This is a genomic window from Stenotrophomonas maltophilia complex sp. Om-AH-Sm3, from assembly GCF_059337855.1.
In genome coordinates this window covers 1-22027 of the sequence record NZ_JBYBLQ010000019.1, presented here as the reverse complement: position 1 = coordinate 22027, position 22027 = coordinate 1, and the positions used below count along the sequence as shown (strand labels likewise).

The 22027-nt window shown below is 67.5% G+C and carries 18 protein-coding genes and 1 tRNA gene; 11 read left to right on the top strand and 8 right to left on the bottom strand.

The window, feature by feature from the left end:
- Positions 1 to 3 precede the first annotated feature (3 nt).
- The 4 genes from nadD (at position 4) to AC10QF_RS17715 (ending at position 1772) form a co-directional block, all read left to right on the top strand.
- A complete protein-coding gene (nadD, locus tag AC10QF_RS17730; RefSeq protein WP_005418110.1) occupies positions 4 to 669 on the top strand; it encodes a nicotinate-nucleotide adenylyltransferase in 666 nt (221 codons plus the stop codon).
- Between the two features lie 58 nt (positions 670 to 727).
- Positions 728 to 1138, top strand: a complete 411-nt coding sequence (rsfS, locus tag AC10QF_RS17725; RefSeq protein WP_005418109.1) for a ribosome silencing factor — start codon at positions 728 to 730, stop codon at positions 1136 to 1138.
- Positions 1139 to 1202: 64 nt separating this feature from the next.
- Positions 1203 to 1673, top strand: coding sequence for a 23S rRNA (pseudouridine(1915)-N(3))-methyltransferase RlmH (gene rlmH / locus AC10QF_RS17720; protein ID WP_005418108.1), 471 nt, complete (start codon positions 1203 to 1205; stop codon positions 1671 to 1673).
- Positions 1674 to 1695: 22 nt separating this feature from the next.
- Positions 1696 to 1772: transfer RNA gene (locus tag AC10QF_RS17715), tRNA-Asn, on the top strand.
- 101 nt (positions 1773 to 1873) lie between these two features.
- Here AC10QF_RS17715 and arcD read toward each other — a convergent pair.
- Positions 1874 to 3295 carry an arginine-ornithine antiporter gene (arcD, locus tag AC10QF_RS17710; protein ID WP_329889193.1) on the bottom strand — a complete coding sequence of 474 codons (1422 nt, stop codon included), beginning with the start codon at positions 3293 to 3295 and terminating at the stop codon, positions 1874 to 1876.
- A 140-nt stretch (positions 3296 to 3435) separates the two neighbouring features.
- Between arcD and AC10QF_RS17705 the strand changes: the two genes are divergently transcribed.
- Positions 3436 to 4488 (top strand): hypothetical protein, encoded by a 1053-nt coding sequence (locus AC10QF_RS17705; RefSeq protein ID WP_494542603.1) that lies wholly within the window; start codon positions 3436 to 3438, stop codon positions 4486 to 4488.
- Positions 4489 to 4573: 85 nt separating this feature from the next.
- Here AC10QF_RS17705 and AC10QF_RS17700 read toward each other — a convergent pair whose 3' ends face one another.
- From AC10QF_RS17700 to AC10QF_RS17690, 3 genes are all read right to left on the bottom strand, one after another.
- A complete protein-coding gene (locus AC10QF_RS17700; RefSeq protein WP_005418098.1) occupies positions 4574 to 7369 on the bottom strand; it encodes a TonB-dependent receptor in 2796 nt (931 codons plus the stop codon).
- A 195-nt stretch (positions 7370 to 7564) separates the two neighbouring features.
- The gene (locus AC10QF_RS17695) at positions 7565 to 8215 is read right to left on the bottom strand and encodes an energy transducer TonB (RefSeq protein WP_072168532.1); all 651 of its coding nucleotides are present in this window, start codon (positions 8213 to 8215) and stop codon (positions 7565 to 7567) included.
- A 215-nt stretch (positions 8216 to 8430) separates the two neighbouring features.
- Positions 8431 to 9168, bottom strand: coding sequence for an SIMPL domain-containing protein (locus AC10QF_RS17690; RefSeq protein ID WP_005418081.1), 738 nt, complete (start codon positions 9166 to 9168; stop codon positions 8431 to 8433).
- A gap of 130 nt (positions 9169 to 9298) precedes the next feature.
- On the opposite strand from AC10QF_RS17690, the gene AC10QF_RS17685 reads away from it, so the two are divergent.
- Genes AC10QF_RS17685 through tldD form a run of 4 tightly spaced genes read left to right on the top strand, consistent with a single transcriptional unit; the run spans position 9299 to position 16779 of the window.
- The gene (locus AC10QF_RS17685; protein ID WP_065179231.1) at positions 9299 to 9907 is read left to right on the top strand and encodes a Maf family nucleotide pyrophosphatase; all 609 of its coding nucleotides are present in this window, start codon (positions 9299 to 9301) and stop codon (positions 9905 to 9907) included.
- Complete coding sequence (rng, locus tag AC10QF_RS17680; protein ID WP_005418079.1) at positions 9900 to 11387, top strand: ribonuclease G; 1488 nt, start codon at positions 9900 to 9902, stop codon at positions 11385 to 11387. The genes AC10QF_RS17685 and rng overlap by 8 nt, the downstream gene beginning before the upstream one ends.
- Positions 11388 to 11417: 30 nt before the next feature.
- The gene (locus tag AC10QF_RS17675; RefSeq protein WP_494542602.1) at positions 11418 to 15275 is read left to right on the top strand and encodes a YhdP family protein; all 3858 of its coding nucleotides are present in this window, start codon (positions 11418 to 11420) and stop codon (positions 15273 to 15275) included.
- Between the two features lie 58 nt (positions 15276 to 15333).
- The gene (gene tldD / locus AC10QF_RS17670; protein ID WP_005418077.1) at positions 15334 to 16779 is read left to right on the top strand and encodes a metalloprotease TldD; all 1446 of its coding nucleotides are present in this window, start codon (positions 15334 to 15336) and stop codon (positions 16777 to 16779) included.
- Positions 16780 to 16820: 41 nt separating this feature from the next.
- Here the strand turns inward: tldD and yjgA are convergent, their stop codons facing one another.
- Positions 16821 to 17408: a ribosome biogenesis factor YjgA gene (yjgA, locus tag AC10QF_RS17665; protein ID WP_005418075.1), complete on the bottom strand. Its 588-nt coding sequence runs from the start codon at positions 17406 to 17408 to the stop codon at positions 16821 to 16823.
- Between the two features lie 68 nt (positions 17409 to 17476).
- On the opposite strand from yjgA, the gene pmbA reads away from it, so the two are divergent.
- Together pmbA and AC10QF_RS17655 are read left to right on the top strand one after the other, a co-directional pair.
- The gene (gene pmbA, locus AC10QF_RS17660) at positions 17477 to 18844 is read left to right on the top strand and encodes a metalloprotease PmbA (protein WP_494542601.1); all 1368 of its coding nucleotides are present in this window, start codon (positions 17477 to 17479) and stop codon (positions 18842 to 18844) included.
- Positions 18845 to 18931: 87 nt separating this feature from the next.
- Entirely contained in the window at positions 18932 to 19303 is a 372-nt protein-coding gene (locus AC10QF_RS17655; RefSeq protein WP_005418071.1) for a DUF4870 domain-containing protein, read from the top strand.
- 75 nt (positions 19304 to 19378) lie between these two features.
- Here the strand turns inward: AC10QF_RS17655 and AC10QF_RS17650 are convergent, their stop codons facing one another.
- From AC10QF_RS17650 to tilS, 3 genes are read right to left on the bottom strand one after another with little or no spacing between them, the layout of a single operon-like run.
- Positions 19379 to 20257, bottom strand: coding sequence for a polyprenyl synthetase family protein (locus AC10QF_RS17650; RefSeq protein ID WP_494542600.1), 879 nt, complete (start codon positions 20255 to 20257; stop codon positions 19379 to 19381).
- Positions 20247 to 20507, bottom strand: a complete 261-nt coding sequence (locus tag AC10QF_RS17645; RefSeq protein ID WP_005410522.1) for an exodeoxyribonuclease VII small subunit — start codon at positions 20505 to 20507, stop codon at positions 20247 to 20249. Before AC10QF_RS17645 ends, AC10QF_RS17650 begins: the two co-directional genes overlap by 11 nt.
- Before the next feature lie 36 nt (positions 20508 to 20543).
- Complete coding sequence (tilS, locus tag AC10QF_RS17640; protein WP_175421887.1) at positions 20544 to 21830, bottom strand: tRNA lysidine(34) synthetase TilS; 1287 nt, start codon at positions 21828 to 21830, stop codon at positions 20544 to 20546.
- Positions 21831 to 22027: the final 197 nt, after the last annotated feature.

The window sequence follows — 22027 nt, the reverse complement described above, 5'->3', positions numbered from 1 at the left end:
GTGATGAGCCTGCGGATCTACTACGGGGGCACCTTCGATCCGGTGCACCTCGGGCACCTGGCGATCGCGCGTGCGGCCCGGGATGAACTGCAGGTTGCCGTGCGCATGCTGCCGGCCGCCGATCCGCCGCACCGCGCGGTGCCCGGTGCCACCGCTGAGCAGCGCTGCACGATGTTGTCGCTGGCCATCGGCGACGAGCCGGGGCTGCTGCTGGACCGTCGCGAATTGGATCGTGCGACCCGCTGCCCCGGTCGCCCGTCGTACACCGTCGACACCCTGCGCGAGCTGCGTGGCGAGCTGGGCCCGAGCCGGCCGCTGGCCTGGCTGGTGGGCGCCGACAGCCTGCTGGGGCTGTCCGGCTGGCACGAATGGGAGGCCCTGTTCGATCTGGCCCACTTCGTGGTGGCCGAACGGCCGGGCAGTCCGTTGCAGGCGTCGATCGATGGCGAGCTGGGGCGCGCCCTGCAAGGGCGCTGGGCCGACAATGAGCAGGCCCTGTTCGCCAGCCCGGCCGGGCGCATCCTGCGCCTGCACCACCCACTACGCGGGGAATCGGCCAGCGCAGTGCGCTCGCAGATTGCCGCTGGCGGTCCCTGGCGCGCACTGCTGCCTCCGGCCGTGGCCGACTATGTCGCTGCACACGGGCTGTACCGCCCGGCCACGGCGTGAATGGCGCGGCCGCGCCATCCCCGTATAATCGCCCCCACGTTTATCGAGTCGATCCACTTTGAGCAACCAGACCCAGCCCCAGACCATCAAGGTCGATCTGCCCAGCCCGCCGCCGTCCGTGCCGGAACTGCTGGCCAGCGTCCGCCAAGCCACCGAAGACCTGAAGGCCAAGGACCTGGTCGAGATCGACGTGCGCGGCCGGTCCAGCGTTGCCGACTACATGATCGTCGTTTCGGGCACCTCGACCCGCCACGTCAAGTCGATTGCCGATGAAGTCGTGCGCTTCGCCAAGAACATCGACGTGATGCCGCTGGGTGTTGAAGGCGAGCGCGAAGCCGAATGGGTGCTGGTCGATCTGGGCGACGTGATCGTCCACGTGATGCTGCCGCGCGTGCGTGAGTTCTACGCGCTCGAGCGCCTGTGGACCGTCGGCGACCAGCCGCCGTCCAGCGACGACGAAGTGGCCTGAGCCGCACGTTGATGCATCCCTTCGACGGCGCCGATGGCGCCGTCGACGTTTTGGAGGACCATTGATGAAAGCCCGCCTGATCGCCACCGGTGAACGCGCGCCCAGCTGGGTCGCGCAGGGGTTCGCCGAATACCAGAAGCGGCTGTCGCATTGGCTGCCGTTCGAGCTGGTGGAAATCGAACCCGGCCTGCGCGGCAAGGGGCGCGATCCGCGCCGTGCCACCGAGGATGAAGGCAAGCGGGTCATCGCCGCGCTACCGAAGAACGCTTACGTGGTGGCACTGGATGTGCCGGGGCGGCAGTTGAGTTCCGAGCAGCTGGCGCAACGCCTGGAGCATTGGCGCGGGCAGGGCCGGGACCTGGCGTTCCTGATCGGTGGCCCGGAAGGGCATTCGCCAGAGGTCTCTGCGCTGGCCGACGAAAAGTGGTCGATCGGACCGCTGACGCTGCCGCACATGCTGGTGCGTCTGGTGGTGGCCGAGCAGCTGTATCGGGCTGCCGCAATGATTGCCAATCACCCCTACCATCGCGCGTGAAGAGTGGTTATACTAGTCGTCTGCCCGAATAGCTCAGCCGGTTAGAGCACTTGACTGTTAATCAGGGGGTCGTTGGTTCGAGTCCAACTTCGGGCGCCACCTTGCAAAACCTGCATCGCGAGATGCAGGTTTTTTTTTGCCGTGTTGTGGCGGCGAGCCCATGCTCGGCTGCATCCTCCAAGCCGGGCACGCGCTCGGCGCTACAGCGTGATCCGGCCCTTCCAGAACGCTGCCAGCGTGGCGATCGCTACTGCGAGGATCGCGCCGAACAGCGCCCACTCCCAGCGCGTGAAAACCGGCTCGCCGCGCTGGCGCCGGGTCTGCGCAAACAGAACAACGCCGGGCACGTACAGCAGCACCGACAGCAGCAGGTTGTTCAGGCCGCCGGCATACACCAGCCACAGCGCGTAGGCGCTGGCCAGCAGCGCGACGACGAAATCGCGCCAGCGCTCGCGTGGCTCACCCGCGTAGGACTGCCCGCGCCAAGCCAGTTGCACGCCGAACGCGGTGGACAGGAAGTAGGGCACCAGGCTCATCGATGCGGCCAGCAGCACCAGGCCGGTGTAGCTGCCCGCATTGAACAGCACCAACAGCAGGAACAGCTGGATCAGCCCGTTGCTCAACCACAATGCATTGGCCGGCACGCCACGCGCATTCTCGCGTCCCAGGAAGGCGGGCATCGTGCCGTCGCCAGCGGCGGCATACAGCACTTCGGCACACAGCAGCACCCAGGCCAGCAGCGCGCCCAGCACCGAAATGATCGAACCGGCGATGATCACCGTCGCGCCCCATTCGCCGACGATGGCGCGCAGCACGTAGGCCATCGACGGATTGGGCAGCCCGGCCAGTTCGGCCTGCGACAGCACGCCCATCGACAGCAGGCTGACCAGGACCAGCAGCAGCCAGACCCCCAGGAAACCGATCACCGTGGCACGGCCGACGTCGGCACGGCGCGCGGCTCGCCGCGAATAGATGCTGGCGCCTTCGATGCCGATGAACACCCACACGGTGACCAGCATCATGCCGCGCAGTTGCTGGCCGAGGTCGCCGAGCGCAGGCGTGCCGAAGAAGTCGGCGCGGAACACCTCCATGCGGAACGCGCCGGCGGCCAGCACCAGGAACAGTGCGATGGGCAGCAGCTTGGCCACTGTCACCAGGCCGTTGACGATGGCTGCTGTGCGCAGGCCGCGCAGCACCAGCAGGTGGACGGTCCACAACAGTACGGACGAAGCGGCCACTGCGGCTGGCGTGTTGCCTTCGCCGAACACTGGCATGAAATGGCCCAGGCCGCTGAAGATCAGCACGAAGAAGCTGGCATTGCCCAGTACCGAAGCGACCCAGTAGCCCCACGCCGCGGAGAAGCCGATGTAGTTGCCGAAGCCTTCGCGTGCATATGCGTAGATGCCGGTGTCCAGGTCCGGACGGCGGTTGGCCAGGGCCTGGAACACGAAGGCCAGCATCAGCATGCCCGCACCGCTCAGCGCCCAGCCGATCATCGCGGCGGCCGGGCCGGCACTGCGGGCAACGTTCTGCGGCAATGAGAAGATGCCGGCGCCGACCATCGAGCCGACTACCAGTGCAGTCAACGCGGGCAGGCCGAGACGTTGGTTGGACGAGGGCATGCTTTGGTTCCCTTGCGGTCATCCCATCGGCCTTTCGGCCGGGGGTTGCAGCAGTTGCATTCGCGTCATCGATCTTATCCATCTCATCGAGTGCGATGGAAGGTTGGCATAGTGGGCTTCCCTTTATGAGCGCGCACCCCATGACCAAATCGCGGGCCTTTCTCACTCCCGATGGAACCGAGTACGTTACGGCGCAGGCCGTGGGCCACCGTCGCAACAGGGATTATGGTGGAGAACCCACGGGAGATCGCTATTTCTCAACGCATCGTGCAGGTCATCGTCGCCCAGTGAAGCACGTGATGAAGGGGCGGTCGTGGTACTTCGCATATATCGACGGCGTGAAGGGCGGAGCGGCAGCGGGAGGCGAATCGCTGCAGCATCTGTTGTTCAAGGAGGCTTTCAGTCGGCTGGACCATGTGCAGCTGGTTCTGTCGCTTCCTACCGGAAAAGGGCCTCGTCGCTGGCGTGAATCGAGAATCTCGATCTCCCGGGTGGAGCAGGAGTGGCAGGTGCCGGGAAGGGGGGATTATCGGGCAGATCTGTATGTCGAGTTCACCAGCGAGGATGATCTGGGTTCCAAGTGGGACGGGAAGTTCCTGCTTGAGGTCAGGCGATCACATGCTGTGGATGCTGCAAAACAGGATGGCCTCCGGCAACTGGGCATTGCAGTGATCGAAGTGGATATCGGCAGGGTGCCGATCTACGGCTACACCATTCCCGAGGACGAAACCAGTGATGTGGAGGAAGCTCGATACCTCGACAGGATCAAGCGCTTGCTGGAAAGCGAGCGTGGATTCCTGCAGGCGATGGTCCTCAGCAATCCCAGCAGCAACGATTATCTGGAGGCGCTGGTGCGCAGCCAGCAAGAGGAACTGCAGGTGTTGAGCGAGCGGGAAGCCCTGCTGCAGTCCGAGGTGGCAGGGGCGGGTGCACGCAGTCTTGCACTGGAGGAGAGCCACGGCAGGCTAGCTGCCCAGCTGAAGCAGAGCGAGGAGCTGCTTGCCGGCGTACAGAGGGTCGCTGCTGATCTGAGGAAGGAGAAGGTGACGTTGCAGAAGGGGCTGCAGTCCGCTCGTGATGATCTCAATTCGGAGGTCGCCGAACGGCGTCTGTACCAATGTTGCTTCTGGAGCCTCACCGCCGCTACGGTTCTGCTGATCTGCTGGATGGCCTGGCTATGGTTGTTCGGCTGACGCTGGCTCCACAATGCCGGGTGGCATTGAAAAAGCAAAGGCCCGGGTGTTGGCCCGGGCCTTTGCAGGTGACGCTGCTGCAGGATTACTTGAACGTGTACTTGGCGCCAACGGTGAAGTAACGGCCCAGTGCACCGGAGAAGTGCATCGGGTTGTAGTTCACGCCGCCGTAGGTGGTCGGATCGAGCGGTGCGATGCGGTCGAACACGTTGGCCACCGAGGCATTGAGTTCGAAGGCGTCGGTGATGTTCCAGCGGCCGGACAGGTCGAAGGTGGTGAACGAAGAGATCTTCGTCACCGGCGTGCCATCCTCGTAGAACGCCTGGTAGTCGCCGCCACGCTTGTCGGTGTTGTCCATCTTGCTGATGTAGTTGGCAACACCGCTCACGCTCCACGCACCCTGCTTCCAGGTGGTGCCGAAGTTGATCTTGTCCTTCGGCGTACCGATGCAGTTGGTCACGTCGCAGTTGCCGTGCGTGCCGGCATAGTCGACGGTCTCATCGCCTTCGGTGCGCTCGAACTTCAGGATGTGGCTCCACTGCAGGTCCAGTTCGAGCTGGCCCGGGCCGATATCGAAGGTCTGGCGGATATCGGTGTCGATACCGCGGACTCGCGACGAACTGGCGTTCACGTAGCCGGTGTTGACGGCCAGGATGCTGCCCGAGTTGGGCACGCCACCGATGTTGTTGGAGTCACGCAGCACGTTGCCGGCCAGAATGGCAGCTGCGGTGTTGCCCTGCACGATCTCGTTGGTGCGCTTGATCTGCCAGGCATCGACGGTCATCGAGGTGGTCGAGGTCGGCTGCAGCACCAGGCCCACCGAGTAGCTCTTGGACTCTTCCGGCTTCAGGTCCTTGTTCGGGCGGGTGATGATCGCGATCGAGCGCGGTGTGCACTCGTCGGCATCGATGGCGCAACGCACCGGATCACGTGCGTTGGAGAAAGCGGCCAGGCCACCGTCACCGTTCTCGGCCGGGTTCGGCGCACGGAAGCCTTCGGCGTAGCTGGCGCGCAGTGCGATCCAGTCGGCCGGGGTCCACTTCACGCCCAGCTTCGGCGTGGCCTTGCCTTCACCGCTTTCGTACTTGTCGTAACGCACGGCGCCGGACAGTTCCAGCTGTTCCAGCACTGGTGCCGACAGTTCGACGTAGCCGGCGTACACGTTCTGGGTGCCGTCGTAGGCCGAATAGCCCAGGCCGATGATGTCACCCTGGTCGGTGTAGGTCTGCGGGGTCAGGCTGTTGCTGGTCTTGCGCCACTCGGTACCGATCGCCAGGCCCAGCGGCCCCCCCTTGAGGTCGGCCAGGCTGCGCGACACGGTGAAGTCGAACATGTCCAGGCTCGACTTGGCACGCGCGCTGATGGTCGGCGAGATGTAGTCGTACAGTGCCTGCGAGTTCAGGTTGGCGTTGTCGCCGATGCGCCAGGTACCACCGGCGCAGTTCGGATTGCCCAGCGCGCACAGCACCGAGCTGTAACGCAGGAAGCCGGTGCGCTTGTTGACCAGGTCGGTGCCCGAATGCAGGTAGGCGGTGTCATAGCTCCAGTCGCCCCAGTTGCCCTTGACGCCGACCAGGAAGCGGTTGAACTCGTTGGTATTGTTGGTCACGCGCGGGCCGACGTCCCACGCGCTGTAGCGCAGGCGCGCCGCATACGGCAGCGGGTTGTCCGGATGGCCGGCATAGAGCATCGTCGCGCCGTCACCGCTGCTGGCGTTCTTCGGGCCGCCGGGGAAGCCCCAGCCGCCGGAAACACCCGACGGGGTATTGCTGAAGATGGTTTCCTTCTTCGAGTAGCCGATCTCGGTGTAGACCTCGCCGCCTTCACCGAAGGCGAAGCTCGCACGGCCGAATACGTTGATGTACTTCTCTTCGGGGGTCAGGTCACGGAACTGCTGGGCCGGATCCCACAGGCAGCCCTGGGCCGCCGAAGAGGCCTCGGTCTGGCCCGGAATGGAGCTCAGGTTGGCGCAGCCCGGCAGGGCGACCAGATGCGGCGACGGCGCATCATTGTTGAACACCGAGCCGTTCGGGCCGACGCCGCCGTTGGTACGGCCGCTGAGGTAGGCGCCGCCGAGGAACTGTGCGTCGGTAGCGTCATAGCCCCACTGGCGCGTGTCGCCGGTACCGATCCACTTGCGGTTCTTGCGGTCGCTGATCTTGATCGCGTCGGACTTGCCGACATCCAGGCTGAAGAATGCGTTCCAGCCATCCTTGGACAGGTCGCCGGTACCGGCGGTCAGGGTGGCCTTCTTGGTATCGCCGTCGCTGTCACCGGACAGGCCGTAGGACGCACGCAGGATCGCACCTTCGAAGTCGCTGCGCAGGATGATGTTGACGACGCCGGCGATGGCGTCGGAGCCATAGATCGCCGAGGCGCCGTCCTTGAGCACTTCCACGCGCTCGACGGCATCGAGCGGAATGGTGCTGAGGTCGGTGAACACCTTCTGGCCGTCGTCGGCCAGGCCGTAGGTCGCCATGCGGCGGCCATTCAACAGCACCAGCGTCGAGCCCGCACCGAGGCCGCGCAGCGAGATGCCGGCGCCGCCACCGGCGAAGCCGTTGCCGAAGGTCTTGGGAATGGAGCCGGCGCCATCGGCGGTGATCGTCTGCAGGTACTCGGCCAGCGTGGCCTTGCCACTGCGGTCGATCTCCTGGCGGCTCACCACCTGCACCGGGGACGGCGTCTCGGTGTTGGTGCGGGGGATGTTGGAGCCGGTGACCGTGATGCGGTCGAGGTTGGTGGCTTTTTCCTGCGCGAAGGCGGAGGAGGAAGCGACGGCGCCGGCCAGCAGCAGGGCGCCGCCGGTGAGGATGTGGGTGATGGACGATGCCAGGGTGGTGCGGCGGCGGCTGGCGGGCCGTTGGATCGGGTGTTTCACAGCTTCTCTCCTAACTGGAAAACCGTAGCGTTGAGGGCTGTCGCCGGATCGATACCGGGACGCGCCAATCTAGGTTTCCAGCAGGTGACGAAGTCGTGAATTTTTGCTTAATCAGTAACGCTTGCCCCTGGCATGTCCGCATTTGCCGGGCAATGGCAGTGGCCGGCCCGGCGCAAGGCCGGGCCGGTGGGACGCTCAGTCCGGCAGCGAGAACTGCACCGGCACCATGCCGATGGCCGGAACCGCCACGCCGTCACGCTGGGCAGGCTCGAAGCGCCAGTGCTTGAGCACCTGCTGGCGGGCGGCCTGGTCCAGGTTGCGCGAGCCGCTGCTGCGCTCGACGCTGACCGCGACCGGCTGGCCACGGGTGTCCACTTCCACCCGCAACAGCACCGTGCCCTGTTCGTGGTTGCGCAGGGACTGGATCGGATAGGTCGGCGGCGGAGCGCTGCGGTACTGCAGCTGGGCGCCGGCCAACGGGGTGGAAGTGTCGATGCTGGGCGCCAGCTGCGGCGGAGCCGGTTCGGCGGCCGGCAATGCGATGCCCTGGGTCTCTTCCACGGTCGCGGTGGGTGCGGGCAGTGGCGGTACCACCGGCTGCGTCCGCGGCTTCGGTACCACCTGGACGATCTCTTTTGGCGGGACCGGAACCGGCGGCGCCGGCGGTGGCGGGATCTTCTCGATCAGCCGGACCGGCGTCTTTTCACGCGGGGCCTGCACGGCCTGGTAGGTCGCAGGGATGAGCAGCAACAGGAAGGCCAGCAGGTGCAGGGCGATCGCTGCACTCCAGGCGGCTACGCGGGCGGGGTCGAAGTGCGGGGATGCAACGGGATAGGTACGAACCATGATCCACCTCCATGCCAGTGACGAAGTCCTCAACGCACCAGGGTCCGTGGCGGGGTTGCCGCACGCGGCTGGCAGTCCATCAGTAGCGCGGCATGGCGGCCACTGCCTAGAGGCAGGGGCATGCGCGTTGGGCTGGCCTTCAGCCAACGCCGCCGGAATACACGAAAAAGGCGGGCCCCTGCGGGACCCGCCTGCGTCGGCCGTGCCGGGCGCGATCAGCGGCCCAGTTCGAACACCACGTCCAGGTTGACCGAGACGGTCGATTCACCCGGTGCGACCGGGGTAGCCTTGTCCATCGCCGCACCGGCGGCCATGGTGCGCATCATCGGCATCGGGCGGAAACCGCCGTTGCTGTTTTCAGAGATGCTGACGATGCGGCGCACCTGCAGGCCCAGCGATCTGGCATAGGTCTGGGCGCGGGCCTGGGCCTTCTTCAGGGCGGCCAGGCGGGCTTCGTCATAGACCGGTTCGGGCTGGTCGATCTCAAACTGCGGACCGTTGATCTGGTTGGCCCCCTGCGCGGCCAGCGCGTCGAGCACCTTGCCGAGCTTGGCGATGTCGCGGACCTTCAGGCTGACCGTGTTGCTGGCCTGGTAGCCGGTGATCTTCGGTGCCTCATTGTCAGCATAGCGGTACTGCGGGTTGAGGCTGACGCCGCTGGTCTGCACGTCGCGCTCGGCGATGCCGGCGGCCTTGATCGCGGCCAGCACCTTGTCCATCTGCTGGGCGTTCTGGCGCATCGCGCTGTTGCCGTCGGCGGCCTGGGTGACCACACCGGCCGACAGGGTGGCGACGTCCGGCACGCGGGTGGCCTCGGCGTTGGCCGAGATGTTCAGCAGGGTGCCTTCGGCCGCGGCGGCGATCGACGGCGACGACGGAGCGGCATGAGCAGTCATCGAGGTTCCAAGGGCGAGGGACAGGGCAAGCAGCAGCGGGGTGGCGGTCAGGCGCATGGGATCTCCTTGTTGTGCCGGTGAGGGTGGTGTCGTAGCGATGAACGCGCTGTGAGCCTGTTCGGGGTTGTACGCGTTCCGTAACGGGTTGCCGACGATTCAGGTGGCGGCCTCAGGTTATGCTGTGCCGATGCTCTATCTTGCTTCCCGCTCCCCCCGACGCAACCAGCTGCTGGCCCGACTCGGACGCCCCTTCCAGGCCCTTGACCTGGAGGTCGTCGAGCAGCGCGCGGCCACTGAAAGCGCCGAACAGTATGTATGCCGGGTCGCCGCCGACAAGGCGCGCGCCGGGCTGGCCCGGGTGCTGGCCGACGACCCGCAGGCGCGGGTGCTTGGTTCGGATACCGAGGTGGTCCTGGACGGCGAGGTCTTCGGCAAGCCGGTCGATGCCGCTGACGCGCGGGCGATGCTGGCGCGGCTGGCCGGGCGCACCCACCAGGTGATGACCGCCGTGGTGGTGGTCGGCGCGGGCGGCCTGGACAGCGAGCTGGTCATTTCCGAAGTGACCTTCGCCCCGATCGATGCCGCCGACATCGCCGCCTATGTCGCCACCGGCGAGCCGCTGGACAAGGCCGGCGCCTACGCCATCCAGGGTGGGGCCGAACGCTGGATCGAACACCTTTCCGGCAGCTACTCCGGCGTGATGGGGCTGCCGCTGCTGCATACCGATCGTCTGCTGGCGCGCTGTGGCGTGCCGGTCCCCACTGCCGATGCCGCCAGGGAGGCTGCCGATGTCTGAGGAAATCCTGGTCAATGTGACCCCGCGCGAGACCCGTGTCGCGGTGATCGAAAACGGCATGCTGCAGGAACTTCACATCGAGCGCGGTTGGCGCCGTGGCGTGGTCGGCAACATCTACAAGGGCAAGGTGCAGCGGGTCATGCCCGGCATGCAGGCCGCCTTCGTCGAAGTCGGCCTGGAGCGCGCGGCGTTCCTGCACGCCAACGACGTGGTGCGGCCGGCGCCGGTGGCCAGCGCCGACACCGAGAACACCACCCTGCCACCCCCGGCCAGCGTGCCGATCGTCGAGCTGCTGCGTGACGGCCAGGACATCGTGGTGCAGGTGGTGAAGGACCCGATCGGCACCAAGGGCGCGCGCCTGACCACGCAGATCAGCATTCCCTCGCGCTACATGGTGCTGCTGCCGCAGTCCAAGGTGGTGGGCGTGTCGGCGCGCATCGAAGACGAAACCGAGCGCGCCCGCCTGAAGGCGCTGGTGACCGAACTGTCGGCGCAGCACGGTGGCTACGGCTACATCGTGCGGACCAACGCCGAAGGGCAGCCGGCCGAGGCCATCGCCGAGGACATCGCCTACCTGTCGCGCGTGTGGAACGTGGTCGAGCGCCGCGGCCGCGAAGCGCCGTCGTGCAGCATCATCTATGAAGACCTGAGCCTGCCGCTGCGGTCCGTGCGCGACCTGATCCGCAAGGACGTGGACAAGGTGAAGGTGGACTCGAAGGAGACGTTCGGCCAGTTGCAGGCCTTCGTCGCCAAGTACATGCCGGTGCTGGCCGAAAAGCTGGAGCTGTATTCCGGCGACCGCCCGATCTTCGACATGTTCGGCGTGGAAGACGAGATCGGCCGCGCGCTGGACAAGCAGGTGCCGCTCAAGTCCGGTGGCTACCTGGTGATCGACCAGACCGAGGCGATGACCACCATCGACGTCAATACCGGCTCGTTCCTCGGCCAGCGCAACCTGGAAGAGACGGTGTTCCGCACCAACCTGGAAGCGGCGCAGGCAGTGGCGCGTCAGCTGCGGCTGCGCAACCTGGGCGGCATCATCATCATCGACTTCATCGATATGGATGATGCAGAGCATCGCCGTCAGGTGCTGCGCACGCTGGAAAAGGCGCTGGCCCGCGACCATGCCAAGACCACGGTGTACGACTTCTCGCCGCTGGGCCTGGTGGAGATGACCCGCAAGCGCACGGTGGAAAGCCTGGAGCGCCAGCTGTCGGAGACCTGCCCGCAGTGCAGTGGCCGCGGCAGCATCAAGACCACCGAGACGGTGACCTACGAGATCTTCCGCGAGATCACCCGTGCCGTGCGCCAGTTCGATGCCGCGCGCCTGCTGGTGATCGCATCGACCAAGGTGGTCGCGCGCATCACCGATGAGGAATCCTCGGCGGTGGCCGAGCTGGAAGAGTTCCTCGGCAAGAGCATCCGCTTCCAGGCGGACGAGCAGTACCTGCAGGAGCAATTCGATGTCGTTCTGCTCTGATCCTCGCCGGCTGCAGGCCGGCGGTGGCCGATGAGCGCGCCGCCGCGCCTGCGACTGCGAAGGATCCGCCGTCATTTCATTGCCGCCTGTGCGGTAGGCCTGGTCGGGCTTGCACTGCTGGTGGGTACCTTCAGCCAACTGCTGCCGCTGGCCGAGCGTCATCCCGACAGGATCGCCGCCTGGCTGAGTGAGCGGGCCGGCCAGCCAGTGCGTTTCGAGCAGCTGCAGACGGCTTGGACCCGTCGTGGCCCGCTGCTGCAGCTGAAGGGCCTGCGCATCGGCGCCGGACAGGGCCTGGCGATCGGCGAGGCCGAGGTGCTGGTATCGATGTACAGCGGGCTGCTGCCTGGGCGCTCGCTGACCGAACTGCGCCTGCGTGGCCTGGAGCTGGACCTGCAGCAGGGCGAAGACGGACGCTGGTCGGTGCGCGGGTTGCCGCAATCCGACAACGGGGGGGATCCGCTGGATGCGTTGCGCCGGCTCGGCGAGCTGCAGGTGATCGGCGGCCGCCTGGGCGTGCACGCGCCGGGGATCGGCATCGACACCACGCTGCCGCGCATCGACCTGCGCATGCGGGTCAATGGTGATCGCCTGCGCGTGGGTGTACGCGCCTGGGCGCAGGCCGAAGCGCTGCCGCTGACCGCGGTACTGGACGTGGACCGCATGCGCGGCAACGGCCAGGCCTGGCTGGGTGCCGACCCGGTCGATTTCCATGCCTGGTCGCCCTTGCTGGCGGCCGGCGGCGTGCGCCTGCGCGAGGGCAAGGGCGAGCTGAACCTGTGGCTGACCCTGCGTGATTTCGCGCCGGTCGCGCTGACCACCGATTCGGACCTGCGGGACGTGCGCGTCGACGGTGCACCGATGCCCGGCGTGGCAGCGCCGCAGCTGCAGCTGCAGCGGCTGCAGGCCCGCCTGCGCTGGCAGCGCCAGGCCGATGGCTGGGCGTTGCAGGTGCCGCGCCTGCGCCTGAAGACCGAAGATGGCGCACAGCAGCTCGATGGCCTGCAGCTGCAGGTCGGCAAGCAGCTGCGGGTGAACGCCGGTGCGGTGCAGGCCGGCATCGCACTGCGTGCGCTGGCTCTGAGTGATCGCCTTGAGCCGGGTCTGCGGCGCTGGCTGTTCCTGTCCAGGCCGCAGCTGGACGTGCGCGCGTTGCAGCTGTCGGGCGAACACGATGGCCCCCTGTGGGCGCAGGGTGAACTGCAGTCGCTGGGTTTCGCCAGCGTGGGCAACTCGCCCGGCCTGCGCGGCCTGGGCGGGCGCTTTGAAGGCGACGCCGATGGCTTCAGCCTGCAGCTGCAGCCGCAACGGCAGCTGCAGTTCGATTGGCCGACCGGCTTTGGCGTGCGGCATGACCTGCATCTGGCCGGACAGGTCGTGGGGTGGCGCGACGAGGGCGGCGGTTGGCGGATCGGAACGCCGGCGATGCGCGTGGAAGGCACCGACTACGCGGCCGACGTGCGCGGCGGCGTCTGGTTCCAGGGCGACGGTACGCGGCCGTGGCTGCAGCTGGCCGCGAAGCTGGACGACGTGCCGATGACGGCGGCCAAGCGCTTCTGGATCCACTCCAAGATGAGCAAGGGCGCCACCGACTGGCTGGACATGGCACTGGCCGGCGGCCAGGTGCGTGGTGGTGTCGGCCTGGTCACCGGTGACCTGGACGACTGGCCGTTCGACAACAATGATGGCCGCTTCGAGGCCACCGGCCACATCAGCAATGGCGACATCCGCTTCCAGCACGACTGGCCGCTGATGAGCCAGGTCGACGCCGACATCGCCTTCATCGGCCCTGGCTTCGACATGCGTGGACGGGGTGATCTTGCCGGCGTGGCGGTACAGAAATTCGAAGCGGGCATTCCGGACTTCGGGCACCAGCCGTTGTACGTACGTGCCGACGCGCCGAGCGAGGCCGGCAAGCTGCTGGCGATGCTGCGCCAGAGCCCGTTGCACAAGGATTACGGCGATACGCTGGACAACCTGGTCGCCAGTGGTCCGGCCCATGTGACCTTCGATCTGCTGCAGCCGCTGCATCAGGACGAGGGCGAGGGCCACCTGCAGGGCACGGTCGATCTGGCCGGCGTGAAGCTGGTCGACAAGCGCTTCCAGCTGGCCTTTGACAACATGCACGGGCAGGCGCGCTACAGCAATGGCGGTTTCGGCGCCGAGGACCTGGCGGTACGCCACCTCGGCCAGGAAGGACGGCTGAGCCTGCGTGCCGGCGGCTACGTGCACGACAGCACGCGCGCCTTCGAATCGCAGCTGACGGCCCGCCTTGATGCCGGCGTGCTGATCGACCGCGCACCGGAAATGACCTGGCTCAAGCCCTACATCACCGGCACTTCTGCGTGGACCATCGCGGTCAACCTGCCCAAGGTGGCCCCGGGCGCGCCCGCGCCGCCGAGTGAACTGCGGTTGAGTTCGGACCTGGTCGGCACCCGGCTGGACCTGCCGGCACCGCTGGACAAGCCGGCCGCCGAACCGCTGGCGACCACGGTGGCCGCGCAGTTGCCGATGGGCGCCGGCCGCATCGATGTGGCCTTCGGCCAGCGCTTGGCCCTGGCCGCACGCAGCCACAACAACCAGACCGGCGTGCAGGTCACGCTGGGCAGTGATCATGTTGATCGTGAGCCGCCGCCGAGCGGGCTGACGGTCAATGGCCGCAGCGCGACGCTGGATGCGCTGGAGTGGATCGGCCTGGCGCGGGGTGGCGGGGACGACGATGCGATGCCGCTGCGAGCGGTGGACGTGCAGGTTGGCCAGTTGAAGCTGATCGGCGGCGTGTTCGAGCAGACCCGGCTGCAGCTGCACCCGGGCCCACAGGCACTGGATGTGCGGCTGGACGGCCCGTCGCTGGCCGGACGCCTGACCGTCCCCAATGCGGACGGTGGCACGATCAGTGGCCAGCTTGACCGCGTGCACTGGCAGTCACTGCCGGCGGCACCGGGCGCGCCGGTTGCACCGGCGCGGGTACAGGCCGGTGCCAACGACATGGACCCGGCCAAGCTGCCGCCGTTCGCGCTGGACATTGCCGACCTGAAGTTCGGCAAGGTGGTGCTGGGCCAGGCGGTGCTGCGCACGCGACCGTTGGCCAATGGCCTGAACGTGGATGCGCTGCGTTTCCGTGCGCCGGACCAGGAGATCGACATCAGCGGTCGCTGGCTGGGCCGGACCGGTGGTGCCCGTACCGAGTTGACCGCACAGGTGCGCAGCGAGGATCTGGGTGGGTTGATGCAGAATCTTGATTACGGCGGCCAGTTGCGCGGCGGTTCCGGCCAGGCGCAGTTGCAGGCCTCGTGGAGCGGAGGCCCGTCGGACTTCCAGCTGGGCAACCTGCAGGGCAGCCTCGACCTGCACGCGCGCAATGGCCAGCTGCTGGAGCTGGAGCCAGGCGCCGGCCGCGTGCTGGGCCTGCTCAGCGTCGCGCAGCTGCCGCGGCGCCTGATGTTCGACTTCCGCGACTTTTTCTCCAAGGGCTTCGCGTTCAACCAGATCGACGGCAGCATGCAGTTCGGCCAGGGCATGGCGCGCACCGACAAGGTGCTGATCGAAGGCCCGGCGGCCAACATCACCATCCGTGGCCAGGCCGACCTGCGCAACCAGCGGTTCGACCAGACCATCGACGTCAACCCGCGCGCGGGCAACCTGCTGACCGTGGTCGGTGCGGTGGCCGGCGGCCCGGTGGGGGCCGCGCTGGGCGCGGCCACCAATGCGGTATTGTCCAAGCCGCTGGGCGAGATTGGCGCCCGAACCTACAAGGTGACCGGTCCATGGAAGGAGCCGAAGGTGGAAGTGATCGAGCGCAGCCGCGACAAGTCCCCATCACCGCCCGAGCCGGCGTCTGCACCGGGCATTCCGCCGACCGTCACCGACCTGCCGCGCTCGCGCTGAGCGCGGTTCCCTGTTCACGGGGCTTGCCTGAGCGCCCCCGCACCCCCAGATCGAAACCATGACTGATATCGCCCTGACGCTTGCCCAAGACCGCCTGCTTCGCCCCGGCGGCCTGGATACCGCTGGCCTGGAGCGCACCTTCGGCCAGTTGCTCGGCCCCGGTGTCGACTTCGGCGACCTTTATTTCCAGCACGCCCGCCGCGAGAGCTGGAGCGTGGAAGACGGCATCGTCAAGGACGGTGCCCATTCCATCGAGCAGGGCGTGGGCGTACGTGCGATTTCCGGCGAGAAGACCGGATTTGCGTACTCCGATGACATCCATGCCGACGCGCTGCTGGCGGCGGCGCAGTCGGCGCGCGCGATCTCGCGTGAGGGCGGTGCGCAGTCCGGGCGATCGCTGCTGCGCGGCAATGCGCGCGCACTGTACCCAGCGCTGGACCCGATCGATGGTATCGGCAACGAAGCCAAGGTCGAGGTGCTCAAGCGCCTGGATGGTTACCTGCGTGCCGCCGACCCGCGCGTGAGGCAGGTGATGGTGAGCCTGTCCGGCGGCGTCGATACGGTGCTGATCGCCCGCAGCGACGGTGTGCTGGCGGCCGATGTGCGTCCGCTGGTACGCCTGAATGTGCAGGTGATCGTCGAGCACAACGGCCGCCGCGAGTCCGGCTATGCCGGTGGCGGTGGCCGTTATGGCTACGAAGACCTGTTTGCCAGCGGCCGCCCCGAAGCCCTCGCCCAGGAAGCGCTGCGCCAGGCGCTGGTGAACCTGGAAGCAGTGCCGGCGCCGGCCGGCATGATGCCGGTGGTGCTCGGCCCGGGTTGGCCGGGCGTGCTGCTGCACGAAGCGGTCGGCCACGGCCTGGAAGGCGACTTCAACCGCAAGGGCACCAGCGTCTACGCCGGCCGCATCGGCGAGCGTGTGGCGGCACCGGGGGTGACCATCGTCGACGACGGCACCCTCGACGGCCGCCGCGGTTCGTTGAACATCGACGATGAAGGCCACCCCAGCCAGTGCACCACGCTGATCGAGGACGGCATCCTGGTCGGCTACATGCAGGACAGCCTCAATGCGCGGCTGATGGGCATGGCCCCGACCGGCAACGGGCGCCGTGAATCGTTCGCGCACCTGACCATGCCACGCATGACCAACACCTACATGCGCGCCGGCGAGCACGATCCGCAGGAGATGATCCGTTCGGTGAAGAAGGGCCTGTACGCGGTCAACTTCGGCGGTGGCCAGGTCGACATCACCAGTGGCAAGTACGTGTTCTCGGCCACCGAGGCCTACCTGATCGAGGACGGCCGCATCACCACGCCGGTGAAGGGCGCGACCCTGATCGGCAATGGCCCGGAAACCATGCAGAAGGTGCGCATGGTCGGCAATGACCTGGCCCTGGACGAGGGCGTGGGCATCTGCGGCAAGGACGGGCAGAGCGTGCCCGTGGGGGTCGGCCAGCCCTCGCTGTTGATCGAGGGCATCACCGTCGGCGGTACCCAGGCCTGAGCGTGGCGATGGCCACAGCAACCGCCCGGGCCGGCGCGGACTCAGTCCTCGTCGGCTTCGCCGGTCCCGATGTGGTCGGTGTCTTCGGCGCCGGCCTTCAGGCCCAGCGCGGCCGGCAGCATCAGGCCGCGCAGCACCTGGAAGATCTCGCGATAAGCGCGCGGCGGCTTGTTCCTGGCCTTCTCGGCCTGCGCGTTGCGTACCAGCGTGCGCAGCTGCTGGCGGTCGGCCTGCGGATAGTCATCGAGCAGAGCGGCCAGCGCCTTGTCACCCTCGGCCAGCAGGCGGTCGCGCCAGTCTTCCACGCGGTGCATCATCGCCACTTCGCGGCGGCCGGTTTCGCTGTTGGCGTCCAGCGCATCGCGGATCGCATCCAGCGTGGCCTCTTCTTCGCGGCGCATGTGCTTGGCCAGGAACGCCAGTTGGCGCTTGTGGGCGATATGGGCGGTGATGCGCTTGCACTCGGCGATGTGCGGCAGCAGGTCTTCCGGAATCGGCAGGCGCGCCAGCTGGGCCGGGGTCAGCGACACCAGCTTCTCACCCAGGGCCAGCACGTCGAGTGCATCGCGCCGGTTCTGGCTGCGGCTCTTGTCGTGGAATTCACCGGTTTCTTCGTCGCGTCCGCGCATCGTCCCTACCTGATTTCAAAAAAAGTCGCCCGGCGTGATGCCGGGCCCAACCCGTACAGGATAAAGCATTGAACGTGATCGCCCCTGAAGTGGCCGTCGGCGACGACAGCCTGGCCCGGCTGGAACGGCTGGCCGACCTCTCCCAGCAGCTGCTCGACCGCGCCCGCGCGCTGGGCGCCAGCCAGGCCGAGGTCAGCTGCAGCGAGGACCGCGGCCTGGAGGTCAATGTCCGCCTCGGCGAGGTCGAGACCGTGCAGTCCACCCGTGACCGTGGCATCGCCGTGACCGTCTATTTCGGGCAGCGCAAGGGCAGTGCCAGTACTGGCGACCTGAACGAGGCCAGCCTGGCCGCTACGGTCGAGCAGGCCTGCGCGATCGCACGGCATACCGAGGATGACCCGGCCGCCGGCCTGGCCGAGGCCGCACTGATGGCCACCGACTTCCCGGACCTGGATGGCTGGCACCCGTGGGCGCTGCAGGCCGATGAGGCGGTGGACCTGGCCCTGGCTTGCGAGGCCGCTGGCCGCGAGGCCGATGCGCAGATCCGCAATTCCGATGGCGCTTCCGTGTCGAGCATGCAGAGCCTGTCGGTGTACGCCAATTCGCACGGCTTCTTCGGCCGTGAGCGCGGCACCCACCATTCTATCGGCTGCGCGCTGATCGCCGGGCAGGGCGACGGCATGCAGCGCGATGGCTGGTACACCAGCGCGCTGGCGCAGGGGGACCTGGAAGACGTGGGTCTGGTCGGCCGCCGCGCCGCCGAGCGCACCGTGGCCCGCCTGCAGCCGCGTTCGTTGGCCACTGGCAGCATGCCGGTGCTGTTCGCCCCGGAAGTGGCGCGCAGCCTGGTCGGCCACCTGCTGTCGGCAGTGTCCGGCGGCGCGTTGTACCGCCAGGCCAGTTTCCTGCTGGACAGCGTCGGCCAGCGCCTGTTCCCGGAGTGGATGCAGATTGACGAACTGCCGCACCTGCGCCGCGGCCTGCGCTCGGCCGCCTTCGACGGCGACGGCGTGGCCACCCGTGCCTCGGCGCTGGTCCGTGACGGCGTGCTGCAGCGCTATGTGCTGGGCAGCTATTCGGCGCGCAAGCTGGGCCTGCAGACCACCGCCAATGCTGGCGGCGTGCACAACCTGCAGCTGGCGGCCAATGCCGGCTCGCTCGAAGAGATCGCCCGGCAGATGGGTGACGGCCTGCTGGTGACCGAGCTGATGGGGCAGGGTGTGAACGGGGTGACCGGCGACTATTCGCGCGGCGCCGGCGGCTTCCGTGTCGAGAACGGCGAGATCCAGTACCCGGTGGACGGCATCACCATCGCCGGCAACCTGCGCGAGATGTTCAGCAGCATCGAGGCGGTCGGCAGCGACGTCGACCCGCGCTCGCACATCCGGACCGGCTCGATCCTGCTGGGGCGGATGACCATTGCCGGTAATGATTGATGGTATCGATGGCGTAAGCTATGCCCGCCTGACGCATCCAGCTTGGTGCTGGTGGGTCAAGACCACCCAATGAAAAGGAGTTTTGTCGTGAGTGAATTCGATAACGTCCCGCCGCCGCCGGCAACCACCAATGCCCCGGCCGACCAGCGCACGATGGCGCTGGCCGCGCACCTGCTGGGCATCTTCACCTGGTTCATCGGCCCGCTGATCATCTGGCTGATCAACAAGGATGACGCCAGCAAGTCCTTCGTGACAGACCAGGCCAAGGAAGCGCTGAACTTCCAGATCACCATCACCATCGCGATGCTGATCTGCATCGTGCTGACCATCGTGATCATCGGCGGCATCCTGGCGCCGATCGTCGGCATCCTGAACCTGGTGTTCTGCATCATCGCCGCCGTGAAGGCCAACAACGGCGAAGCCTACCGCTACCCGTTCGCGCTGCGCCTGGTCAAGTAATTCCGGCTGCACGCGCAAACAGGAACGCCCGGCATTGCCGGGCGTTCCTGTTTGGCGGCAGCATCACGCCAGCGATCAGTGATCGCGTTCCACCGCCAGCGTGGCCAGCGCGCGCAGCGCGTCGGCCTCTTCGCCATGGCCGGCCAACGTAGCCTGCATGCGTGCGGCCAGTTCGCGCAGCTGCGCCTTCGCACCGTCCATGCCGAGCAGCGCGGGGAAGGTGCTCTTGTCCTGCGCCTGGTCCTTGCCGGCGGTCTTGCCCAGCTGTTCGGAACTGGCTTCGACATCGAGGATGTCATCGCGGACCTGGAAGGCCAGGCCGAGCGCGTCGGCGAAGCCGTCCAGCTGGGCCAGCTGTGATTCGTGGGCCTGGCCGCACAGCGCCCCCATGCGCACCGCTGCGCGGATCAGCGCGCCGGTCTTCAGCGCATGCATGCGGGTCAGTGCCGCCAGCGTCTGCTGCTGGCCGGTGGCGTCGATGTCCAGCGCCTGGCCACCGCACATGCCGGAAGCGCCGGAGGCGTGGGCCAGGGTCTGCAGGCAGGCCACGCGCAGCGTGGCCGGCAGCGGCGCATCGGCCAGCAGACCGAAGGCGCGGGTCTGCAGGGCGTCACCGGCCAGGATCGCGGTGGCTTCGTCGAAGGCGATGTGGGTGGTCGCCTTGCCGCGTCGCAGCGCGTCATCGTCCATCGCCGGCAGGTCGTCGTGCACCAGCGAATAGGCGTGGATGAGCTCGACGGCCATCGCCGCTGCGTCAAGGCTTTCAGGCTGCGCGCCGAACAGGTGCCCGCTGGCATACACCAGCAGCGGGCGCATGCGCTTGCCACCGCCCAGCACCGAATAGCGCATGGCCTGGTGCAGGCGCTGCGGTGCTTCGGCAGGCGAGGGCAGGGCAGCGTCGAGCTGGCTTTCGATACGGTCGCGCCAGCGCGCGAACAGAACCTCAGCCGTCATGGCTGGGCGGATCGAAAGGTTCGGATGCTTCCGGCTGCGCCGGATCGCTGAGCAGGCGCACGCGCAGTTCGGCCTGTTCCAGCGCCTGCTGGCACTGGCGGTACAGACCGACGCCACGTTCGTAAGCACTGAGCGACGCTTCCAGGCTCAGCTCGCCGGTTTCCATCTGCTCCACCAGCTGCTCCAGCGATTCGAGCGACTGCTCGAACTGGGCGACCGGGGAGGCGTTTTCGGGGGACTTCTTGGCCATGCGGCAAGTGTGGACGGGCTGCGCGCGGGGGTCAATTCACCAGCCGCCGGGACGCCACTGCAGCTGTGCGTCGTGGGCCTGCAACCAGGCCTGCAGGGGAGCTGCGATGACCACGTCGGCGGCGGCAAGCAGCTGGGGCCCATCGAAGATCAGCGGCAGCTGGGCGCGCCGCCAGGGGGCCAGGTGCTCGCGTTGCAGGCAGTCCTTCAGCGCATGCGAATGCGGGCGGCCGGGCAACATGATGCGCTCACCGCCCACGCGTGCACGGACCTGAAGCGGGCGTTCGAAGGCCACGGCGCCCTGCAGGCGCAGTTGGCCACCATCGGGCAGCGGCAAGGGGGCATGCCCGTCCCATTCGGCCTGCCATCCGCGGGGCAGCGATGGCAGCTGCGCGGGCAGCAGATAGGCGTGCTCGCGCCATTGCTGGATAGCATGCTCGTGCCAGCGCAGCCGCGCCTGGCGATCGTTGCTGGCCGGCAGCAGTTCGTGCAGACCCTGCTGCAGTACCGTGGCCGGCAGTGGGGCGGCACCGTGGCCGATCACCCAGGCGCGCAGCACGCGCGCGGCACGCCCCGGTGACACCTGGCGCAGCAGCTGCAGCGAAAGCACGCGTGGTGCCACTTCCAGGTGCGCGATCAGCTCGGCGTCTTCCTCGTCCAGCAGAGCACGGGTCTGCCCGCAGTGCATTGCGCTGCCCGCCAATGCCGCAGCCGCATGCGGCCAGCGCTGGCGCAGCAACGGCAGCACCTGCAGGCGCAGGAAGTTGCGATCGGCGTGGTCGTGGCCATTGCTGGGGTCTTCGATCCAACGCAGCGCGTGCTGCCGCGCGTAGTCGAGCAGTGCGCTGCGTGGCACCGCCAGCAGCGGCCGCCATAGAGGCTGTTCGCCAAGGCGGCTGTGTGCGGACATCGCGGCAAGGCCATCGACGCCGGATCCGCGCAGGGCACGAAGCAGGAAGGTCTCGGCCTGATCGTCCTGGTGCTGCGCCAGTGCCAGCGTTTCGCCGTCGCGCAGTTCGGCGGCGAACGCTGCACGTCGTGCCTGCCGCGCCGCGCCTTCAAGGCCGAGGCCCGCGCGCTTGTCGACCTGCACGTGATGCACGGCCAGTTCAATGCCCAGTGCCGCGCATTGCTGCTGGCAATGCAGCACCCAGGCGTCCGCATCGGCCTGCAGGCCATGGTGTACGTGCACCGCACGCAGCGCCGTGCCGGAGGCCTGTGCGCAGCGCCACAGCCAGTGCAGCAGCACGGTCGAGTCGACACCGCCGCTGTAACCCACCAGCAGCGGCGCATCCAGCGGAACGAGGGCAGGGAAGGCAGTCACGGCGGCAAGTATAGGGTGGGGTTTGCTTGGCAGGGCTGCGCCCTGCACCTGCTACGAGCCAGAGCAACAGCAACAGCAACAGCAACAGCTGGTCTGCTGAGGGATGGCGGGGTGGGTCCGGTTGCGGGGGACGCTGCAAGTACGTCCATGTAAGCTCGGTCGCCGCATCCATGCGGCTCACGCCCCCGCAACCGGAC